Origin of the sequence: Staphylococcus sp. GDY8P57P (genome assembly GCF_017892585.1) — a bacterium.
Taxonomy (GTDB): domain Bacteria; phylum Bacillota; class Bacilli; order Staphylococcales; family Staphylococcaceae; genus Staphylococcus; species Staphylococcus borealis.
Map to the genome: position 1 here is coordinate 303,491 of NZ_JAESLK010000018.1, position 17,183 is coordinate 320,673.

Annotated in this window: 16 protein-coding genes; 4 read left to right on the forward strand and 12 right to left on the reverse strand. The window is 33.8% G+C overall.

Features of this window, described 5'->3' with window-relative positions:
• Positions 1-23: 23 nt before the first annotated feature.
• The 3 genes from KA878_RS06710 to KA878_RS06720 are packed head-to-tail and all read right to left on the reverse strand — an operon-like array spanning position 24 to position 3,315.
• Positions 24-1,586 (reverse strand): peptide chain release factor 3, encoded by a 1,563-nt coding sequence (locus KA878_RS06710; RefSeq protein ID WP_070855076.1) that lies wholly within the window; start codon positions 1,584-1,586, stop codon positions 24-26.
• Positions 1,587-1,589: 3 nt separating this feature from the next.
• A complete protein-coding gene (locus KA878_RS06715) occupies positions 1,590-1,841 on the reverse strand; it encodes a YueH family protein (protein WP_193839549.1) in 252 nt (83 codons plus the stop codon).
• Positions 1,831-3,315 (reverse strand): UDP-N-acetylmuramoyl-L-alanyl-D-glutamate--L-lysine ligase, encoded by a 1,485-nt coding sequence (locus KA878_RS06720; RefSeq protein ID WP_193839550.1) that lies wholly within the window; start codon positions 3,313-3,315, stop codon positions 1,831-1,833. Before KA878_RS06720 ends, KA878_RS06715 begins: the two co-directional genes overlap by 11 nt.
• A gap of 391 nt (positions 3,316-3,706) precedes the next feature.
• Between KA878_RS06720 and KA878_RS06725 the strand changes: the two genes are divergently transcribed.
• Together KA878_RS06725 and ltaA are read left to right on the forward strand one after the other, a co-directional pair.
• Positions 3,707-4,882: a diglucosyl diacylglycerol synthase gene (locus KA878_RS06725; protein ID WP_193839551.1), complete on the forward strand. Its 1,176-nt coding sequence runs from the start codon at positions 3,707-3,709 to the stop codon at positions 4,880-4,882.
• The gene (ltaA, locus tag KA878_RS06730; protein WP_075108387.1) at positions 4,860-6,056 is read left to right on the forward strand and encodes a lipoteichoic acid biosynthesis MFS flippase LtaA; all 1,197 of its coding nucleotides are present in this window, start codon (positions 4,860-4,862) and stop codon (positions 6,054-6,056) included. The genes KA878_RS06725 and ltaA overlap by 23 nt, the downstream gene beginning before the upstream one ends.
• 79 nt (positions 6,057-6,135) lie before the next feature.
• Here ltaA and KA878_RS06735 read toward each other — a convergent pair whose 3' ends face one another.
• Both KA878_RS06735 and KA878_RS06740 read right to left on the reverse strand, forming a co-directional pair.
• Positions 6,136-6,645, reverse strand: coding sequence for a YjcG family protein (locus tag KA878_RS06735; protein WP_075108386.1), 510 nt, complete (start codon positions 6,643-6,645; stop codon positions 6,136-6,138).
• A gap of 179 nt (positions 6,646-6,824) precedes the next feature.
• The gene (locus KA878_RS06740; protein WP_193839552.1) at positions 6,825-7,586 is read right to left on the reverse strand and encodes an esterase family protein; all 762 of its coding nucleotides are present in this window, start codon (positions 7,584-7,586) and stop codon (positions 6,825-6,827) included.
• Positions 7,587-7,990: 404 nt separating this feature from the next.
• On the opposite strand from KA878_RS06740, the gene cozEa reads away from it, so the two are divergent.
• On the forward strand, positions 7,991-9,076 hold the full coding sequence (gene cozEa, locus KA878_RS06745; protein WP_075108384.1) for a lipoteichoic acid biosynthesis protein CozEa: 1,086 nt from the start codon (positions 7,991-7,993) through the stop codon (positions 9,074-9,076).
• 141 nt (positions 9,077-9,217) lie between these two features.
• Here the strand turns inward: cozEa and fabI are convergent, their stop codons facing one another.
• The 7 genes from fabI to KA878_RS06780 all read right to left on the reverse strand — a co-directional run bounded on the left by fabI (position 9,218) and on the right by KA878_RS06780 (position 16,332).
• The gene (gene fabI, locus KA878_RS06750; RefSeq protein ID WP_053029684.1) at positions 9,218-9,988 is read right to left on the reverse strand and encodes an enoyl-ACP reductase FabI; all 771 of its coding nucleotides are present in this window, start codon (positions 9,986-9,988) and stop codon (positions 9,218-9,220) included.
• Between the two features lie 407 nt (positions 9,989-10,395).
• The gene (locus tag KA878_RS06755; protein WP_053029686.1) at positions 10,396-12,240 is read right to left on the reverse strand and encodes a monovalent cation:proton antiporter family protein; all 1,845 of its coding nucleotides are present in this window, start codon (positions 12,238-12,240) and stop codon (positions 10,396-10,398) included.
• 9 nt (positions 12,241-12,249) lie between these two features.
• Positions 12,250-13,635: a magnesium transporter gene (mgtE, locus tag KA878_RS06760; RefSeq protein WP_053029688.1), complete on the reverse strand. Its 1,386-nt coding sequence runs from the start codon at positions 13,633-13,635 to the stop codon at positions 12,250-12,252.
• A gap of 21 nt (positions 13,636-13,656) precedes the next feature.
• Positions 13,657-14,520, reverse strand: a complete 864-nt coding sequence (locus KA878_RS06765; RefSeq protein ID WP_193839553.1) for an RluA family pseudouridine synthase — start codon at positions 14,518-14,520, stop codon at positions 13,657-13,659.
• Positions 14,517-15,326, reverse strand: coding sequence for an NAD kinase (locus tag KA878_RS06770; protein ID WP_011276221.1), 810 nt, complete (start codon positions 15,324-15,326; stop codon positions 14,517-14,519). The genes KA878_RS06765 and KA878_RS06770 overlap by 4 nt, the downstream gene beginning before the upstream one ends.
• 12 nt (positions 15,327-15,338) lie before the next feature.
• Complete coding sequence (gene yjbM, locus KA878_RS06775; protein WP_193839554.1) at positions 15,339-15,968, reverse strand: GTP diphosphokinase; 630 nt, start codon at positions 15,966-15,968, stop codon at positions 15,339-15,341.
• A 16-nt stretch (positions 15,969-15,984) separates the two neighbouring features.
• Positions 15,985-16,332, reverse strand: a complete 348-nt coding sequence (locus KA878_RS06780) for a UPF0738 family protein (protein ID WP_070855082.1) — start codon at positions 16,330-16,332, stop codon at positions 15,985-15,987.
• Between the two features lie 245 nt (positions 16,333-16,577).
• Here KA878_RS06780 and KA878_RS06785 point away from each other — a divergent pair, with 245 nt between their 5' ends.
• Positions 16,578-17,159: a CYTH domain-containing protein gene (locus KA878_RS06785; RefSeq protein WP_193839555.1), complete on the forward strand. Its 582-nt coding sequence runs from the start codon at positions 16,578-16,580 to the stop codon at positions 17,157-17,159.
• Positions 17,160-17,183: the final 24 nt, after the last annotated feature.

Consider the following 17,183-nt stretch of genomic DNA (forward strand, 5'->3'; position numbering starts at 1 on the left):
ACCCTTCTTTTTCAATCGTATGCTTATAAAAGACTATACAATTTAATTTCTGGGAATTTTTCTTCGAACCATCGTGTTGCAAATTCATTTTCGAATAAGAAGACAAAATTATCATATCTATCTTTTACTAATATTGAGCGAGATGTGTTCATTTTATCTTGAATATCATCTTCATTTTCAATCCAACGCGCAATTTTTCTACCGACAGGTTCCATTACAACATCAACATTATATTCATTTTTCATACGGTGTTCAAATACTTCAAATTGTAATTGTCCTACGGCACCTAAAATAATTTGATTCGTATGAAGCGTTTTATAGTATTGAATCGCACCCTCTTGAACAAGTTGTTCAATCCCTTTATGGAAATGTTTTTGTTTCATTACGTTTTTAGCTGAAACTTTCATAAATATTTCCGGAGTAAATTGTGGTAAGTCTTGGAAACTATACTTTTGTTTACCACCAACTAATGTGTCTCCAATTTGATAGTTACCTGTGTCATATAAACCAATGATATCTCCGGCTACGGCATGGTTCACTGTTTCTTTATCGTCAGCCATAAATGATGTTGAACGTGTGATTTTTTGCTTTTTATTCGTACGTTGTAAAGTTACGTCCATACCACGTTCAAATGCGCCACTTACGACACGCATAAATGCAATTCTGTCACGATGTTTAGGATCCATATTGGCTTGTATTTTGAAGATAAATCCAGAAAATTCATCATCGAAAGGACTTACTTCAACTTCTTCATTTGTTTGACGTGCATTCGGCATAGGTGCATGATCAACGTAGGCATTCAAGAAGTTTTGTACACCAAAGTTAGCTAAAGCAGAACCAAAGAATACCGGTGTCAGTTCACCATTCAATAGCGCATCATTATCAAAGTCTTCACCCGCTTCTTCTACGAGCATGAATTCTTCAATCGCTTGCGCAAATGCACTGTCATTACTAATGGGATGTGATTCTTGCAATTCATAATCATCATTTAAGTGTAAGACATTTTCTTCATCTCTAAAAGGTTCGATAGACTTTGAATCACGGTCAATAATACCAAAGAAATTTTGCCCCATACCAATTGGCCAATTCATAGGGTACGTATCGATGTTTAATGTTTCTTCAATCTCATCTAATAATTCAAATGGCTCTTTACCTACACGGTCTAATTTATTAATAAATGTAAAAATCGGAATACCTCTCATTTTACATACTTTAAATAATTTCAAGGTTTGCGGTTCAATACCTTTGGCGCAGTCAATAACCATTACCGCACTATCCACTGCCATTAATGTACGGTAAGTATCTTCTGAGAAGTCTTCGTGTCCTGGTGTATCTAGAATATTAATTTTGTAGTCATCATAATCAAATTGCATAACTGAACTTGTTACTGAGATACCACGTTCTTGTTCGACTTTCATCCAGTCACTTGTTGCAAATTTCCCTGTTTTTTTACCTTTGACTGTACCCGCTTCTCTTATAGCACCACTAAAATATAATAACTTTTCAGTCAATGTCGTTTTACCAGCATCTGGGTGAGAGATGATGGCGAACGTCTTTCTTGATTCAACTTCTTCTTTTAAACTCATCTATTAATCTCCTTTAAAATCATTCACAATCCATTTTGTTAAATTTGAAGCAATATGTATCGCTGCTTCTTCATCTACAAATGCAAATAATTGCATTATCAATTCTTCTTTAATGTCGTCACTATTCATACGTACATCTAGTTCTATTGACCAAAATACATCAGGTATAGCTATCATAATTTGCTCTGTTGCTTCAATAATACATAGATATGCATTAACAATTTCACCATTAATAGTTAATTGTTTAATGTTCACCAGAGCCACCGCCAAATTTCTTGTATGCTGCTTCCAGTCCAATTAAATCATCTCTATGAGGTACCTTAACATGTCCAGGCATGATTTGATATGGTTCTCTTCCTTTAGAAGCTAATACGACTGTATCTCCTGGTTCGGCCACATCAATGGCGTGTCTAATACCTTCAGCTCTGTCCTCAAATTCAATGTAATGATCATGTGTAGCACCTTTAGCGAGTTCAGCTGTCAACATTTTAGGATCGTCATTAGCTGGATTATCTGGTGTGAATATAACATAATCTGCCCTACATGCTACTGCACCCATTTCAGGTGTCTTAGTTAAGTCACGTTCTCCAGCCATACCAATTAAAAAGATTAATTTCTGTTTTACGAAAGGTTTCACAGCATCTATTAATTTATTCATTCCATCAGCTGTATGTGCATAGTCAATAATTAAATCTATCGGTAACGGTGGATCAAGCACTTCTAAACGACCTTCAACTGGTTCTAAAGTTTCAACCACCTTAACAATATCTTCCATTGACGTACCCTTACTCCAAACAGCAATCATAGCAGCCATGATATTTGAAATATTAAATTTACCTACATATGGGGTTTTAACATTATAAGTACCAATAGGTGTTACAAAATCAAACTGAACACCTTGTAAAGATTCTTGAATATTGGTAGCCATAAATTGCGCATCGTGATCTATACCATACGTAAAAATTTCATATGGTGTCACTGACGCCAAGTACTCAGAGAATGCGTCATCATTGTTGACAATGGCATACTTCTCTTTCGATAAATCTTCTCCTAATTGACTAAATAATAATGACTTAGCGTGACCGTAAGCTTCCATTGTGCCATGGAAATCTAAATGATCTTGTGTCAAATTAGAGAATACCGCTACATCAAATTCAACGCCTCTTAATCTTCCTAATGATAAGCCGTGGCTAGATACTTCCATAGTCATAACTTCCGCATCTTCATCGACAGCTTGTTTAATCTTTTTAGTCAAAGAGACCGTTTCTGGTGTCGTGTTTGCACCTTTAGTTTTATATTCGTTGATTTGGAAACCATTCGTTCCTAAATATGCACTACCTTTGCCTAATCCTCTATAAATGAGATGGATCATCGTAGCAATTGAAGTTTTACCATTTGTCCCTGTTACACCAATTGTCGTTAATTGATGGCTCGGATAGTCATATAGTGTATGCGCTAATAAGCTAGCAACTCTTAATGTATCTGGTACAATAACTTGCGTTACGTTCCCGCTAATGTCTTGTTGTTGATTAACTACAATGACTTTTGCGCCTTGATCTACAACATTCTGACAAAATCTATGGCTATCAACCGTGTAACCTTTTGATGCGACGAATATACTTCCTTCACTTGCAGTACGTGAATCTGTAGTGATATCTGTAACATTTATATCTAAAGTACCTATTACTTGTTTTACTCGTATTTTTTCGAACAACTCATTCGCATTCAAAATGTATCGCTCCTTTTTTTACAATAAGTTTATTATACACGTTTTGAAGTTGTTGATAAATTTATAATCATTAAAATATTAGTTTTAACCTCACACTCAATATATGAATCAATAAAGTGAAGAAATTATTAATTAAGCGTTAATTATTTTAAAATTTCCTATATATATCACTACAATTCAATACATTTAAATATATTAGTGCTAGGATAGTGATATAAAGATGATGTTAACTTCGTTAGTATGCTATAATGCACTATAAATGAAATTTATACTGTTAATAAAGGGTATAAATATAATACGATAACTGAGTATCCGTATTTAATGCTATTATCGTTCGCATTAAATACGTTAATGCGTATTTTAAATTTAAATTAATGGAGGGTGACTATTAATGGTTACTCAAAATAAAAAGATATTGATTATTACCGGCTCATTTGGAAACGGACATTTACAGGTGACTCAAAGTGTTGTTAATCAACTTAACGAAATGAATTTGTCTCACCTATCAGTTATTGAGCATGACTTGTTTATGGAAGCACATCCAATTTTAACTTCTATTTGCAAAAAATGGTATATCAATAGCTTTAAATATTTTAGAAATATGTATAAGAACTTTTATTATAGTCGCCCTGATGAGTTAGATAAATGTTTTTATAAATATTATGGATTAAATAAATTGATTAATTTGTTGCTTAAAGAAAAGCCAGACTTAATCTTATTGACGTTCCCTACACCAGTAATGTCAGTGTTGACTGAGCAATTTAACATGAACATTCCAATTGCAACGGTTATGACAGATTATCGTTTGCAAAAAAACTGGATAACGCCTAATTCTCATCGATATTATGTCGCTACTGAAGATACTAAGCGTGATTTTATCAATGCAGGTATTCCAGCTTCTGATATCAAAGTAACTGGCATACCAATTTCTGATAAGTTCGAATCTGATATCGATAAAGTAGTTTGGTTACAAAAGCATCATTTAAATCCTGATAAACCAACTATTTTAATGTCTGCAGGCGCATTTGGCGTTTCTAAAGGATTTGACTTTATGATTGATAGTATCCTTAAGAAGAGTCCTCAATCACAAATCGTGATGATTTGCGGACGTAGTAAAGCACTAAAACGTACTTTAGAAGCACAATTTAAGTCATATGATAACGTACTCATTCTAGGTTATACCAAACATATGAATGAATGGATGGCTTCAAGTCAACTTATGATTACAAAACCAGGTGGGATTACAATTTCTGAAGGTTTAACACGTAGTTTACCAATGATATTTTTAAATCCAGCACCAGGTCAAGAACTTGAAAACGCATTGTATTTCCAAGATAAATCATACGGAAAAATTGCAAACACACCTGAGGAAGCTATCGAAATCGTTTCTGACTTAACCAATCACGAAGAACGGTTACAAGCTATGACTAATAAAATGACTGAAGAAAAAGTTGATCATTCAACTTATAGATTATGTACCGATTTACTAAATATCCTGGACAGTTCATCACAACAACAGGAAATTTACGGAAAGGTACCTTTGTATGCCAAATTCTTCGTTAAGTAGTAAAGGAATTAGTAAAAACTTTAAGATAATGCTCGTTATTTTATTCTTAATGGAATTTGCAAGAGGTATGTATGTATTAAGTTACGTCAATTACTTACCAACCGTTACTTCGATTGCAGTAGCAGTAACATCAGCGGCATTATCAATTCACTTTATATCCGATGCAGCAACAAATTTTATCATTGGATTCCTCTTAAAAAAATTTGGTACTAAGCTAGTATTAACCCTTGGATTTTTATTAGCTTTTATGAGTTTATTCTTAGTCATTTGGTTTCCAGCTAATCCTATAGTAATCATTATTAGTGCAATCATGCTAGGTATCGCAGTTAGCCCTATATGGGTCATCATGTTATCAAGTGTAGAAGAAGCACAGCGTGGCAAACAAATGGGTTATGTCTACTTTTCTTGGTTGTTAGGTTTACTTGTTGGTTGGGCGTTTATGAATGTATTAGTTAAAATACATCCAACTCGATTTGCATTTATGATGTCACTCGTCGTAGTTATTGCATGGGTGTTGTATTATTTTGTTGACGTTAAATTAACAAATTATAATACGAAACCTGTAAGTGAACAATTAGGACAAATTGTCAATGTTATGAAGCGCCATTTGGTATTATTCCCGGGCATTTTGTTACAAGGTGCATCTATCTCAGCATTGTTACCTATACTACCAACATATGCGACTAAGGTAGTTGGTGTTAGCACAATTGAGTATACCGTTGCCATTGCTATCGGTGGCGCAGGTTGTGCGATTTCAATGCTATTCTTATCTAAAATTATCGATAAAAATAGTAAAGGATTTATGTATGCCGTTATTTTTGTAGGCTTTTTACTATTTACAGCATTTATCTTCGGTTTATCACTAGTAACCAATATTGTTGTTGTATGGATCGTAGCAATATTTATAGGATTAATGTATGGCATATTATTACCAGCATGGAATACATTTATGGCAGGACAAATTGACCCCGCTGAACAAGAGGAAACTTGGGGCGTCTTCAACAGCGTTCAAGGCTTTGGCTCTATGATTGGTCCCTTATTTGGTGGTTTAATTGCTCAATTTTCTAACGGGCTAAGTAATACATTTTACTTTTCTGCCGCGATCTTTTTAATATTGGCTATTTTCTACGGCATTTATTTTATTAAGCACCGAGGCAAAGTAAATCGTATTTAACATAAAACACTAAAAAATCTAGTTAACGTGCAAATAATGTACGTTAACTAGATTTTATTTTGCTTATTATTATTTACAATTACGCTAATTTGAAAGTATCAATCACTTTCCATTTATCTTCTTCCTCGTCATAGCGTAACAATGAAAGTTCTTCAATATTTTCTTTAAGGTCTACCCCTACTAATTCTACTTGACCAAATATATCTTCAAATTCTTGGCTTGTTAAACCTTGAGCAATTGTAAAGTGCGGTACAAATGGATGTTCCGCTTCACCATGAAAATCTTCAGTATTAAATAAATTGAAAAGCTGTTCTAATTCGTCTGTTTTAGCAACTTTAAAATAAATCACATTGTTAGTTGGTTTAAAACTTGAAGCTTTTGTTGCATGCACTTCAACTGGTTTAAAACCTTCTAATCTTTTTTTAACTTCTTCTTTTACTGAATCTAATTCATCATCATTGATTTCAAAGTGTGACTTGATCGTGATATGAGGCATGATACGTGCATATTCAGTATCATAACGTTTACGATAACCGTTCACTTCATCTTGAAATGATTTTGACGGAATTAATGCTAATCCTATATTCATTTAAATTCCTCCTTTGTTTAACATATTACCATTATAGCAAAATTCTATATTTTACGTTATTAGTTAGCAGAATTTTTTGAAAAGGTTTACAATAATTAAATATTTCATTTCGCATCATCAAAAAATCATTGTACAAACTGACACTATACCCTTGATTCCCCTTTTCCTAATAAAACGAATTAAACTTCATCTGATGGTGCCGTTACTTCATCACCAAGAAAATACGTTAGTACATCTGGTAATAATGGCTTCCAAGATTTCCAATTATGCCCGCCTTCAAACTCTAAATAATGGTAGGTCACGCCCTTATCTTTAATCACATCTGCAAGCGCTCTATTCGGTGTTAAAAAGTTCGCACGTTCCCCCGTTGTTGGTAAGGCAAAATCTTCCTCTTCTAACCCTATCGCATGCCAAATAGATAATTCATTATACTGTATGCAATGATTAAATTTATCTATAACTGTAGCATCTGAATGTGGGCTAAGCATTGCAATTTGGCTGAATATGGTTGGATATGTTAATGCGGTTAATAGTGCTATACTGCCTGCAAGACTATCACCCATTAAAATTCTGGCGTTTCCTACTTTATATGTTGGAAACGTATTATCAATAAATGGCAGCAACTCTTTACCTACGGCTTGTACCGTCTTCTGACTTCTACTTCCTTGTGGATGAAACTCTTCTCGACGCTTATCAACATCTTCATAATGGAAACCGACAATAATCGCGCGTTGAATTTCATCCTCTCTTCTTAAACGTTCATATTCACGCTGAAGTCTTCCAAATCTTAAAAAATCTAACCCGTCAAAACAAATAATGACTTGATATTTGAATAGTTCAGAATAATCTTCAGGCAAATATACTGATAATGTAACATCTCTTTCTAAGATATGACTATGTAAGATATGTTTATTAATTTTGCCTGCTTTAAAATTCGACATGACATTGACGCCCCCTAAATAGAATATACTCATTGTATCAAGTTCACGATGACTTTTAAATCTCTGAAAAAACAAATGTTTCATATTCATGAAATTTGGTAATTTAATCATAGTTATTAGGGAAAGAAGACGATTTAATACGGATAGGCTAGGATCTCCATTCCCCCAGCTTGCTTTGCTTGTGGAATTTCTTTTCGAAATTCTCTGTGCTGGGGCCCCACCGTATTTTAGTTTGAAAGTTGTGGTGTTGTTTTAGGTTTGTTGAAGGTTTGGTTTACGTATCTGAATTTAAGTGTGATGGATTTCTGTGTATTTCTTGCAGTTAAAATTTCCCTTTTTAACATGTCTTAATTGATATATACTTAATAAATAGTGAACAAATGAAAATAGGAGGACGTAAGCATATGCTTAACAAAGTTTGGTTTCGAACAGGTATTGCCCTAATTATCTTGTTCGTGCTAATTAAATTGTTTATGGAAGTACAAAGCGTTTTTGCACCTATTGTAACCATTATTGGTTCTGTGTTTCTTCCATTTATGATTAGCGGATTTTTATTTTATATCTGCTTACCTTTTCAAAATATTCTTGAAAAGTGGGGATTCCCACGTTGGGCAAGTATTACAACCATCTTTATTGGTTTAATTGCTATCATTGCAATCGTTGTCGCATTTATAGCACCAATCATTATTTCGAATGTGAACAGCTTAATTAAAGCGGCACCATCATTACAAAAAGAGGCTGAACAGATTGTTAATTTCTCACTTACTCAAATGGATAAACTTCCAAGTGACGTAACAGATAGAATTAATTCAGCTGTTAAATCAATGAGTGACAGTTTGACAGGTATTTTAGCCAACTCATTCTCTTACATTACGTCATTTATTTCAACTGTCTTCTTACTTATCATGGTACCGTTCTTCTTAATTTACATGTTAAAAGATCATGAAAAATTTATTCCTGCGCTTGCTAAATTTTTCAAAGGAGAGCGTAAAGTATTTGTAGTCGATTTAATGAAAGATTTAAACTTCACTTTAAAATCATACATTCAAGGACAAGTGACAGTGAGTGTTATCCTAGGGGTTATTTTATATATTGGTTATACAATTATAGGCTTACCTTACACACCTTTATTAGTACTATTTGCCGGTGTAGCTAACTTAATTCCTTTCTTAGGACCATGGTTATCTTTTGCACCTGCAGGCATACTAGGTATTATTGATGGCCCTACTACATTTATTTGGGTTTGTGTGGTGACATTAATCGCGCAACAACTTGAAGGTAACGTCATTACGCCGAATGTTATGGGTAAATCTTTGAGTATTCACCCACTTACTATCATTGTCGTTATTTTAGCTGCAGGAGATTTAGGTGGCTTTACACTTATTTTAATTGCCGTCCCTCTTTATGCAGTACTTAAGACCGTCGCAAGCAATGTCTTTAAATATCGTCAACGTATTATTGATAAAGCGAATAGCGACGTCAAAGATTAATTTGATACAAATGTATAATATATTTTAGGAGTAGGTTTGAATTTATTACGAATTCAAATCTACTCCCTTTTTTAGAAAAAAAGAGAACAGGACAGAATTTAAAATAAATTCGTTGTCCCGCTCCCATATTAAATATACTCATTATTTTATTGCGTGGAAACCACTATCTACGTGAATGTTCTCTCCAGTCACACCGCTTGAGAAATCACTTAATAAATAAGCAGCTGTTTTACCTACTTCTTCTTGATCTACATTTCGTCTTAATGGTGCACGTTCTTCAATTTCTTTAAGGATTGTATTGAAGCCACCGACACCTTTAGCACTTAATGTACGAATTGGACCTGCAGAGATCGCATTGACACGAATATTATCTGGACCTAAATCATAGGCTAAATATTTCACATTCGCTTCTAAACTTGCTTTCGCTACGCCCATAACGTTATAGTTTTGAACAGCAAATTCGCCACCAAGATATGTTGTTGCAACAATACTACCACCATTTGGCATTAATTTCTTCGCTTCATGTGCAACAATTGTTAATGAATAAGAGCTGATATCTTGAGCAAGTAAGAAACCTTCTCTTGATGTTTCTGAGAAACGGCCACGTAAATCTTCGATATTAGCAAAAGCGATAGAATGATATACACCATCAATATTGCCTACTTCTTCGCCAATTTTCGCGAAACCATTGACTACATCTTCATCTTTTTGAACATCAATTTGATATAGTTTAGGATCTTCTTGATTTAATTGTTCTAATAATTTTTCTAATTCTTTGCGGCTACGGTCTTTACGATACGTGAAAACAAGTTTAGCCCCTAATTGATCTAATACCTTTGCAACGCCAAATCCGATACTACGTTTATTAGCAATACCCATAATTACGAAGGTTTTATTTTCAAGATTAATCATTCGAAATAACTCCTTAATCATCGATTTTTTATATCTTAATCTCACTGTATTAACAATGTAGACTAATCTAACGTTATTATTTTACCATTCTTACTCAACAATTATAAAGCAATATTATTACCTTATGAGATGAAAAGAGGCGGAAATATAAAGATTGTACTTTGGAAAAGCTAAACTTAGAACGCGTTATTTTAAATAGTGATTTTGCTTTAGCCACTCAAAAATGAGGATTAACGGCGGAGTTACCCCCTGGCTAGCGATTTCCTATAAGCAATTCTACAAGTAGCGCAAGCTGAGTACTTTCACACCCTACAACGTTTGAGAAACAATTTTGCAAATCACTCGGTTCTTCTCAAATACTAAATATCTTTGTTCCGACCTCATAATCAATTGTTGATTCCACTCAATCAATAATAAAACTCTAAATCTGATTTTAATTCATCAACGTACTCTTTCGAGCCCGTTACGATAAGTCTATCTTTATACCTTAATTGTGTATCACCATGAGGGACGATGGATTCATTGTTACGGATAATTCGTACAAAGATAATGTCACCGCCAAATGGGAAATTACGTAACTGAATATTTTCATATTGATGATTTAACATTTCAATTTCATATAATGATGTTTCCACATTGCTTAAAATGTTCAACATATTTGGTGTTTCGATTAAGCCTTGTAAGAAGATTTTATTACTAATGAAGTTACTGAATACTTCAATACCTTCACCTTTCATTTCTTCATCTTCATTACTGTTTTCTAATCGACAAATGACACGCTTAACATCATGTGCTTTAGCTAATTTAGCGACTTCTCGGTTAAGACTATCATCATTAGCAGAACAAACTACAATATCTTGATTGAATAATCCTAATCTTTCTAAGAGGTGTTCCTCATAGTGCGCGATTTCAACCACAGTTATATGATCCGATAAATTACGTTTATCCCCTAAATCTTTACGATAATATAAGGTCACGTTATAAAGATGTGGTGATAAATTTTGCACAATTGGAATCGTCAACTGATTCTTACCTATTAACGCAATATCAATTTTACGATTAGCTTCATCGGGAATTGGAAACATTTTCTTGAAAATAATTGGTACAAACACACAAGTAATAATCGCACTTAAAATAAGTATGCCTGACATTTCAGATGATATCGTATTTAATTGTTCTGCAATTTTAGCAGAGGCAATGACTAATGATAGTGTTGACGTTAATAAAAATGCTGATGCTATTGTTGTCTTGCTGTCAAACCATCGTCGAATAAAGAAAACTGGAATTAATTTCGAAATAATAAAAGCGATAATTAATACTGGAATGATTAATAATAGTGATGGTTCTTTAATTAATGACGGAATATTTAAATCAACACCCACCATAATAAAGAAGATTGGAATAAAGAACCCATATCCAAATGAATCGAGCGTATGCACTAATTCTTCGTCTGGTTTCAGTAAAGATACAACGACACCCGCTAAGAATGCGCCTAATATGTATTCAGCGCCTACCCCTTCAGCAAGTGCGACTAAAAGAATGATAAGGGCAAATATTGCTCTGATACCAATTTGTGTTGTGCCACCAATCAAACGGTGTAAAAATTTCATACGCTTAAATACAACACCTAATATATAGAAAATGGCCGTAAAGACAAGCAGAATTGCTGAAAGCCAAACAGAACCATTACCACTACCATTGATACCACCGTATATAGTTAACAGTACCATTGTTACTAAATCGGCTAATACGGCCACTAACAATATAAATTGACCAATGGTCGTACGCATGATATTCATTTCTTTCAATGTCGGTACGACAACACCTAGTGATATCGTTGATATAATAATAATCATTAACAAGACATCATCTACTAGCCCTAACCATTTGAACGCGTACGCTAATATAACAGAAATAATCATGATAAAAGCAAACACAGTTAAGGCTAAGTTAAGATGACTTGGTACATTCTTTTCATGCTTATTAGTACCTTGTCGATTTCTTTTATCCTTTTTAAACGTACTAAAATCAATTTCTAGACCACTTAAAAACATTAAAAAGATAAACCCTAAAGTTGACAATATGTTCAGCATACTATCTTTATGTACTAAATTTAAAAAAGACTGACCAATAATAATCCCCATTATAATTTCAGCTACGACAACTGGTAAAAAATTGATGTTCAGCCTATTGATAATAATTGGTGTTAAAAAAGCTGCTAGAACTACAATAACTAGTGAAAAAAACTCCATTTTGTCCCCCTATGTTAAATATGACATGAATGTTGTTGCTAAACCAAAGTAAATTAACATACTTACAATATCATTTATCGTTGTAATAAATGGTCCACTGGCTACAGCTGGATCAATATTCAATTTATTCATAAACAATGGAATCATAGAACCAACTAATGTACCAACTGTCATCGCAATAGTCAGACTGCCACCTACAATTAAAGCTAAAAATGGTTGTCTATAAATGACAACGATGATAATAAATAAGACAGTGGCACACACTAATCCTGATAGTAAGCCACTTCCCGCTTCTCTTAAAGCAACCTTAAATTTACTTTGTTCATCAATTTCTCCAGTTGAAATATTACGTACAGACACCGCTAATGATTGCGTACCAGAGTTCCCAGACATACCACTAATAATTGGTATAAATGCTGCTAACAACGCAACTTGTGATAATGTTGATTCAAAACTTCCTAATATTGTGGCAGTAATCATTCCTAAAAATGTAAGTATGATTAACCAAGGTAGTCGTTTAGTCGCAGTTTTGACAACAGAATCATTCGTTGAGTCGATATCAGATACCCCGGCTAAACGTGAGTAGTCTTCACTCGCTTCTTCATCCATGACATCTAAGATATCATCGATTGTAATAATACCTAATAAATGTTGTTGATAATCAATAACTGGCATAGCGATAAAGTCATAATCTCTCATCTTTTGTGCTACATCTTCTTGGTCATCAGCTACATTAACACTAATGACACGTTCACTCATGATATCTTCGATGTAAGCATCATTTTCTGCTACGATTAAATCTCTTAAAGATAATACACCAACTAATTGTCCGTCCGTGTTTACGGCAAAAATAACATAAATTGTTTCGGCATCTGGTGCTTGTTCTTTTACTAACATCAATGCTTCTTTAACCGGTGTATTCACATCAAGCGAAATATATTCCGTCGTCATTATACCGCCGGCTGTATCTTCTTCGTAATGTAATAGATGCTTAATTTCATTTGCATCTTCACGATTCATTAATGTTAACAAGCTAGCTACTTTCGGTTTTGACAGCTCATTTAAAATGTCTACGGCATTATCGGAAGACATTTCTTCTAATACTTTACTCGCATAATGCGCATTCATCGTATCAAAGAGGTCCTCATATGCTTCATCATCAATCTCTAATTGTTCAAAGAATTCCCCAACTTCTTGTGGTGATAAAAATTCAAATATTTTTTGTCTGTTCTCATTCGTTGTATCTTCAAAGTATTCACTTTGTTCATATTCATGCATTGCTAGAAATTCTTCTCTAAAACGATCAATATCATCTTGTATTAATAACTCGTCTAACAAATTTTGGTTATAGACTTCCTCATTGTTATAGTCATTATTTTCTGTTTCTAATGACAACGTCAGCACCTCCAAATCTTATTATAATTCTGTATATATCTTGTCTAGCCATTTATAATCTATCTCTATCTCAATCTCTTTATTATAAATCGGATGTATGAATGTCACTTTATAGCATTGTAAAGATTGCGTATGAATAGTAGGATGACTTCCCTCATATAAATCATCGCCTACAAGTGGATGCCCAATATAATTAAAATGAACGCGTATTTGGTGTGTACGCCCGGTATGTAATTTAATTTCACATAGGCTCGCATTAGGTTTATGCGCAATCGCTTTATACGATGTTTTAGCGTATTTCCCCGAATTATCTACCTTCCTAGTGATAATACTTTGACTGTCTCTTGCAATTGGCGCTTCGATCACACCATCGATTGACGTTTGACCATAACACACGCACATATATCGTTTATCTAGAGCCATCATCGACATTAAATGATGGATATGCCCATACTTAGCAAATACAACAATGCCACGAGTATTACGATCTAAACGTGTAACAATATGCGGTACAATCACCGAATGCATAAATTGTCCATCATTCAAATAGTACAATACGCGTTCTATCAAACTATCATGTGGATGTTCTCTTGATGGTGTACTATTTAAATGATGCGGTTTAGAAACAATAATTAAATAGTCGTCTTCATATAGCACTTCAACAGGGTTGTTAGAAGGTATTAAATACGCACTAGGTATTTCTTCAGGCAACTCAATGGTTAATTCATCACCCGGCATCATCATTTTCCTTACGGTGACATGCTTATTATTAATAATTAAAGCGCCATTAAGTTTAATGGCGCTAATTGTCTTTTTAGAGTATTGATGACGCTGTAAAAAAGACTTAAGCAGTTCATTATGCTGAATCTTATATACAAATTTCATCGACCATCTTCACTCTCTATAAATGAATCATGTACCCTTTTCCAGAATGGGAATGGTCTAAATCTAGCAAATCGAACTTTCTCGTTCGCTACTCTAAATTGGATACCATTGACATTTTTATGTTTTAAACTCACATGATCAATTGTGGTAAGTATCGTGTCGTGATTAACTGGTGTGATTAAGCATGTATGATGCTTAGGCAAAACAAGTGGTGACCCCACTGTTCTAAAAACTCTATTATTGATAGAAGCAATTTCAGCGATTTGCATGGCTTCAAGTGAAGGATGTATTAACGCACCACCTAATGCTTTATTATAGGCAGTAGAACCTGATGGTGTTGAAATACATAATCCATCCCCTCTAAAACGCTCAAATTGTTTTCCACGAATACCTACATCCACAACGAGTGTCGATCCATTTTCAGTCTTCATCGTTGCTTCATTTAAAGCTAAATAACGTGTTTCATAACCATTGTCATTGTATCTCACAATAATTTCTAACAATGGATATTCAATGACTTGAAATTCAGAATTATTAATTTCGATAATTAATTTTTCCACTTCATGAGGCAACCAATCAGCATAAAACCCTAAATGGCCTGTATGTACACCGACAAACGCCACCTGTGACAACATATGACTATATTGGTGAAAAGCTTGGAGCAACGTTCCATCTCCACCTACCGAAATCACTATTTCTGGATTAACGGCATCTTCTACCATATGGAAGTCTTTCATATGATTTATCATTTTATGCTTTAATGCATTAGATTTCGAATCACCTTTTGACAAGATTGTATAACGCATCCCCACACCTCATTAGTCATGTTTTTTTGCACGTTTTTGAGAATAATATTTCTGTGCTTCTTGAATTTCATCTTTAATCTCAGACATTTCCTCGTCTAGAAGATATGCCGCTTCTGCTGCACGTTCAAGACGATGCTGAATTTCTGCTGGATAATCACCGTCATATTTATATCTAAGTGTATGTTCGATGGTAGCCCAGAAATTCATCGCTAATGTTCGAATTTGGATTTCCGCTAAAATAGCTTTCTGACCATTTAGCGTTTCAATTGGGTACTCAATAATCATATGATATGAACGATAACCACTTTGTTTCGTATTATTAATATAGTCACGTTCTTCAATTACCTTGAAATCCTGGCGCTGTCTAAGCATATTAACCACAACGTCGATATCATCCACAAATTGACACATCATTCTTAGACCGGCAATATCATACATCTCTTCACGTAGTCGATCAAATGGTATACCCCTTTTATTCGCCTTATCAATAATACTCGTAATTGGTTTTACTCGACCAGTAACGAATTCAATGGGTGAAGCATCTTCTCCAACTTCATATTGCTTACGCAAACCTTTTAATTTTACCTTCAACTCATCAACGGCTTGTTTATATGGTGTTAAAAATTGATCCCATTGATTCATATTGTTTCACTCCGCTTCACTTTAGGTCAAAAGTTTCTTCAACAGCTGAAACAAACTCCTTACCATAGTTATTATTTCCTTCAACATTCTCAAGGATATAATCTAATTCCTCTTGAAAATGTTCTAATTCCAATTCATCGTTTACAATTAATTTCTTGCCTCTATTCTCATGCAACATGGACCATGTTTCTTGAACGAAAATCAAGTAATCATACGATTGTCCATCATCTAATAAGTAGGCAAATCCATAATTATCACTATCAACAAGCATTTGCCCTACTTCTACTAACCCATCAGTTGGATCTTCTGAGTAGCAATAAATGCCATCGTCTTTAATTTTAATTTCATTTACATAAATACGCATGCTTGTTCCTCCTTATTATTCTTTACTAGTTTAACATAATTCAACTGCATAACACACGTTTGAAATGCACTTATTAATCGTTTAGTCCTGTTCAATTAACGCCGTTACGTCGCCGTTAGACACATCATTTTAAAATCTATACTTTTTTGCTCATATTTACTTATTTCACACAACTTTAATTACTTTAAATTTTGATACAACTCAGTCATAATGTATTACAATAAATGGATTTCGAGGTGCTAGTTATGGCTACAAATAATGAAATTGAATTCAAACAATTACTAAATAAAGACGTGTACGATAAATTTAAGCATGCATTTTTCGAACATAAAGAACCTTTTACTCAAACAAACTATTATATTGATACGCCAAGTTTCACATTACGTAATCATAAGTCAGCATTACGTATTCGCGTTAAAAATGATACATACGAAATGACCTTAAAAGTACCAGCCGAAGTAGGTTTAATGGAATACAATCATATGGTGACGTATCATCCAAACACTGGTGATGTGATATCCACGCACACATTACCGCATGATATTCGAGACATTATTGAATCATACGGTGTTAATGACAATGAACTCACTATATTAGGTGCACTAACAACAGCGCGTCTGGAAACAACTTATCAAGATGAATTATTAGTATTAGATAGAAGTGATTATTTCGACAAGGTTGATTATGAATTAGAATTTGAAGTTAATGATTATAACAGTGGCTTGCAGAAATTTAATAAGCTATTAAATGAATTTAATCTTGAACACACTGTACCTAAAAATAAAGTACAACGTTTCTTCGATTACAAGAATCAAATTGAGAACTAATCCAACGTCATTGTAAAAAGTCAA

Bases quoted from the DNA above. Each gene is read 5' to 3' on its own strand.
- KA878_RS06710 (WP_070855076.1), bottom strand. From the start codon at position 1,586: ATGAGTTTAAAAGAAGAAGTTGAATCAAGAAAGACGTTCGCCATCATC.
- KA878_RS06725 (WP_193839551.1), top strand. From the start codon at position 3,707: ATGGTTACTCAAAATAAAAAGATATTGATTATTACCGGCTCATTTGGA.
- ltaA (WP_075108387.1), top strand. From the start codon at position 4,860: ATGCCAAATTCTTCGTTAAGTAGTAAAGGAATTAGTAAAAACTTTAAG.
- KA878_RS06735 (WP_075108386.1), bottom strand. From the start codon at position 6,645: ATGAATATAGGATTAGCATTAATTCCGTCAAAATCATTTCAAGATGAA.
- KA878_RS06740 (WP_193839552.1), bottom strand. From the start codon at position 7,586: ATGTCGAATTTTAAAGCAGGCAAAATTAATAAACATATCTTACATAGT.
- cozEa (WP_075108384.1), top strand. From the start codon at position 7,991: ATGCTTAACAAAGTTTGGTTTCGAACAGGTATTGCCCTAATTATCTTG.
- fabI (WP_053029684.1), bottom strand. From the start codon at position 9,988: ATGATTAATCTTGAAAATAAAACCTTCGTAATTATGGGTATTGCTAAT.
- KA878_RS06755 (WP_053029686.1), bottom strand. From the start codon at position 12,240: ATGGAGTTTTTTTCACTAGTTATTGTAGTTCTAGCAGCTTTTTTAACA.
- KA878_RS06765 (WP_193839553.1), bottom strand. From the start codon at position 14,520: ATGAAATTTGTATATAAGATTCAGCATAATGAACTGCTTAAGTCTTTT.
- KA878_RS06770 (WP_011276221.1), bottom strand. From the start codon at position 15,326: ATGCGTTATACAATCTTGTCAAAAGGTGATTCGAAATCTAATGCATTA.
- yjbM (WP_193839554.1), bottom strand. From the start codon at position 15,968: ATGAATCAATGGGATCAATTTTTAACACCATATAAACAAGCCGTTGAT.
- KA878_RS06780 (WP_070855082.1), bottom strand. From the start codon at position 16,332: ATGCGTATTTATGTAAATGAAATTAAAATTAAAGACGATGGCATTTAT.
- KA878_RS06785 (WP_193839555.1), top strand. From the start codon at position 16,578: ATGGCTACAAATAATGAAATTGAATTCAAACAATTACTAAATAAAGAC.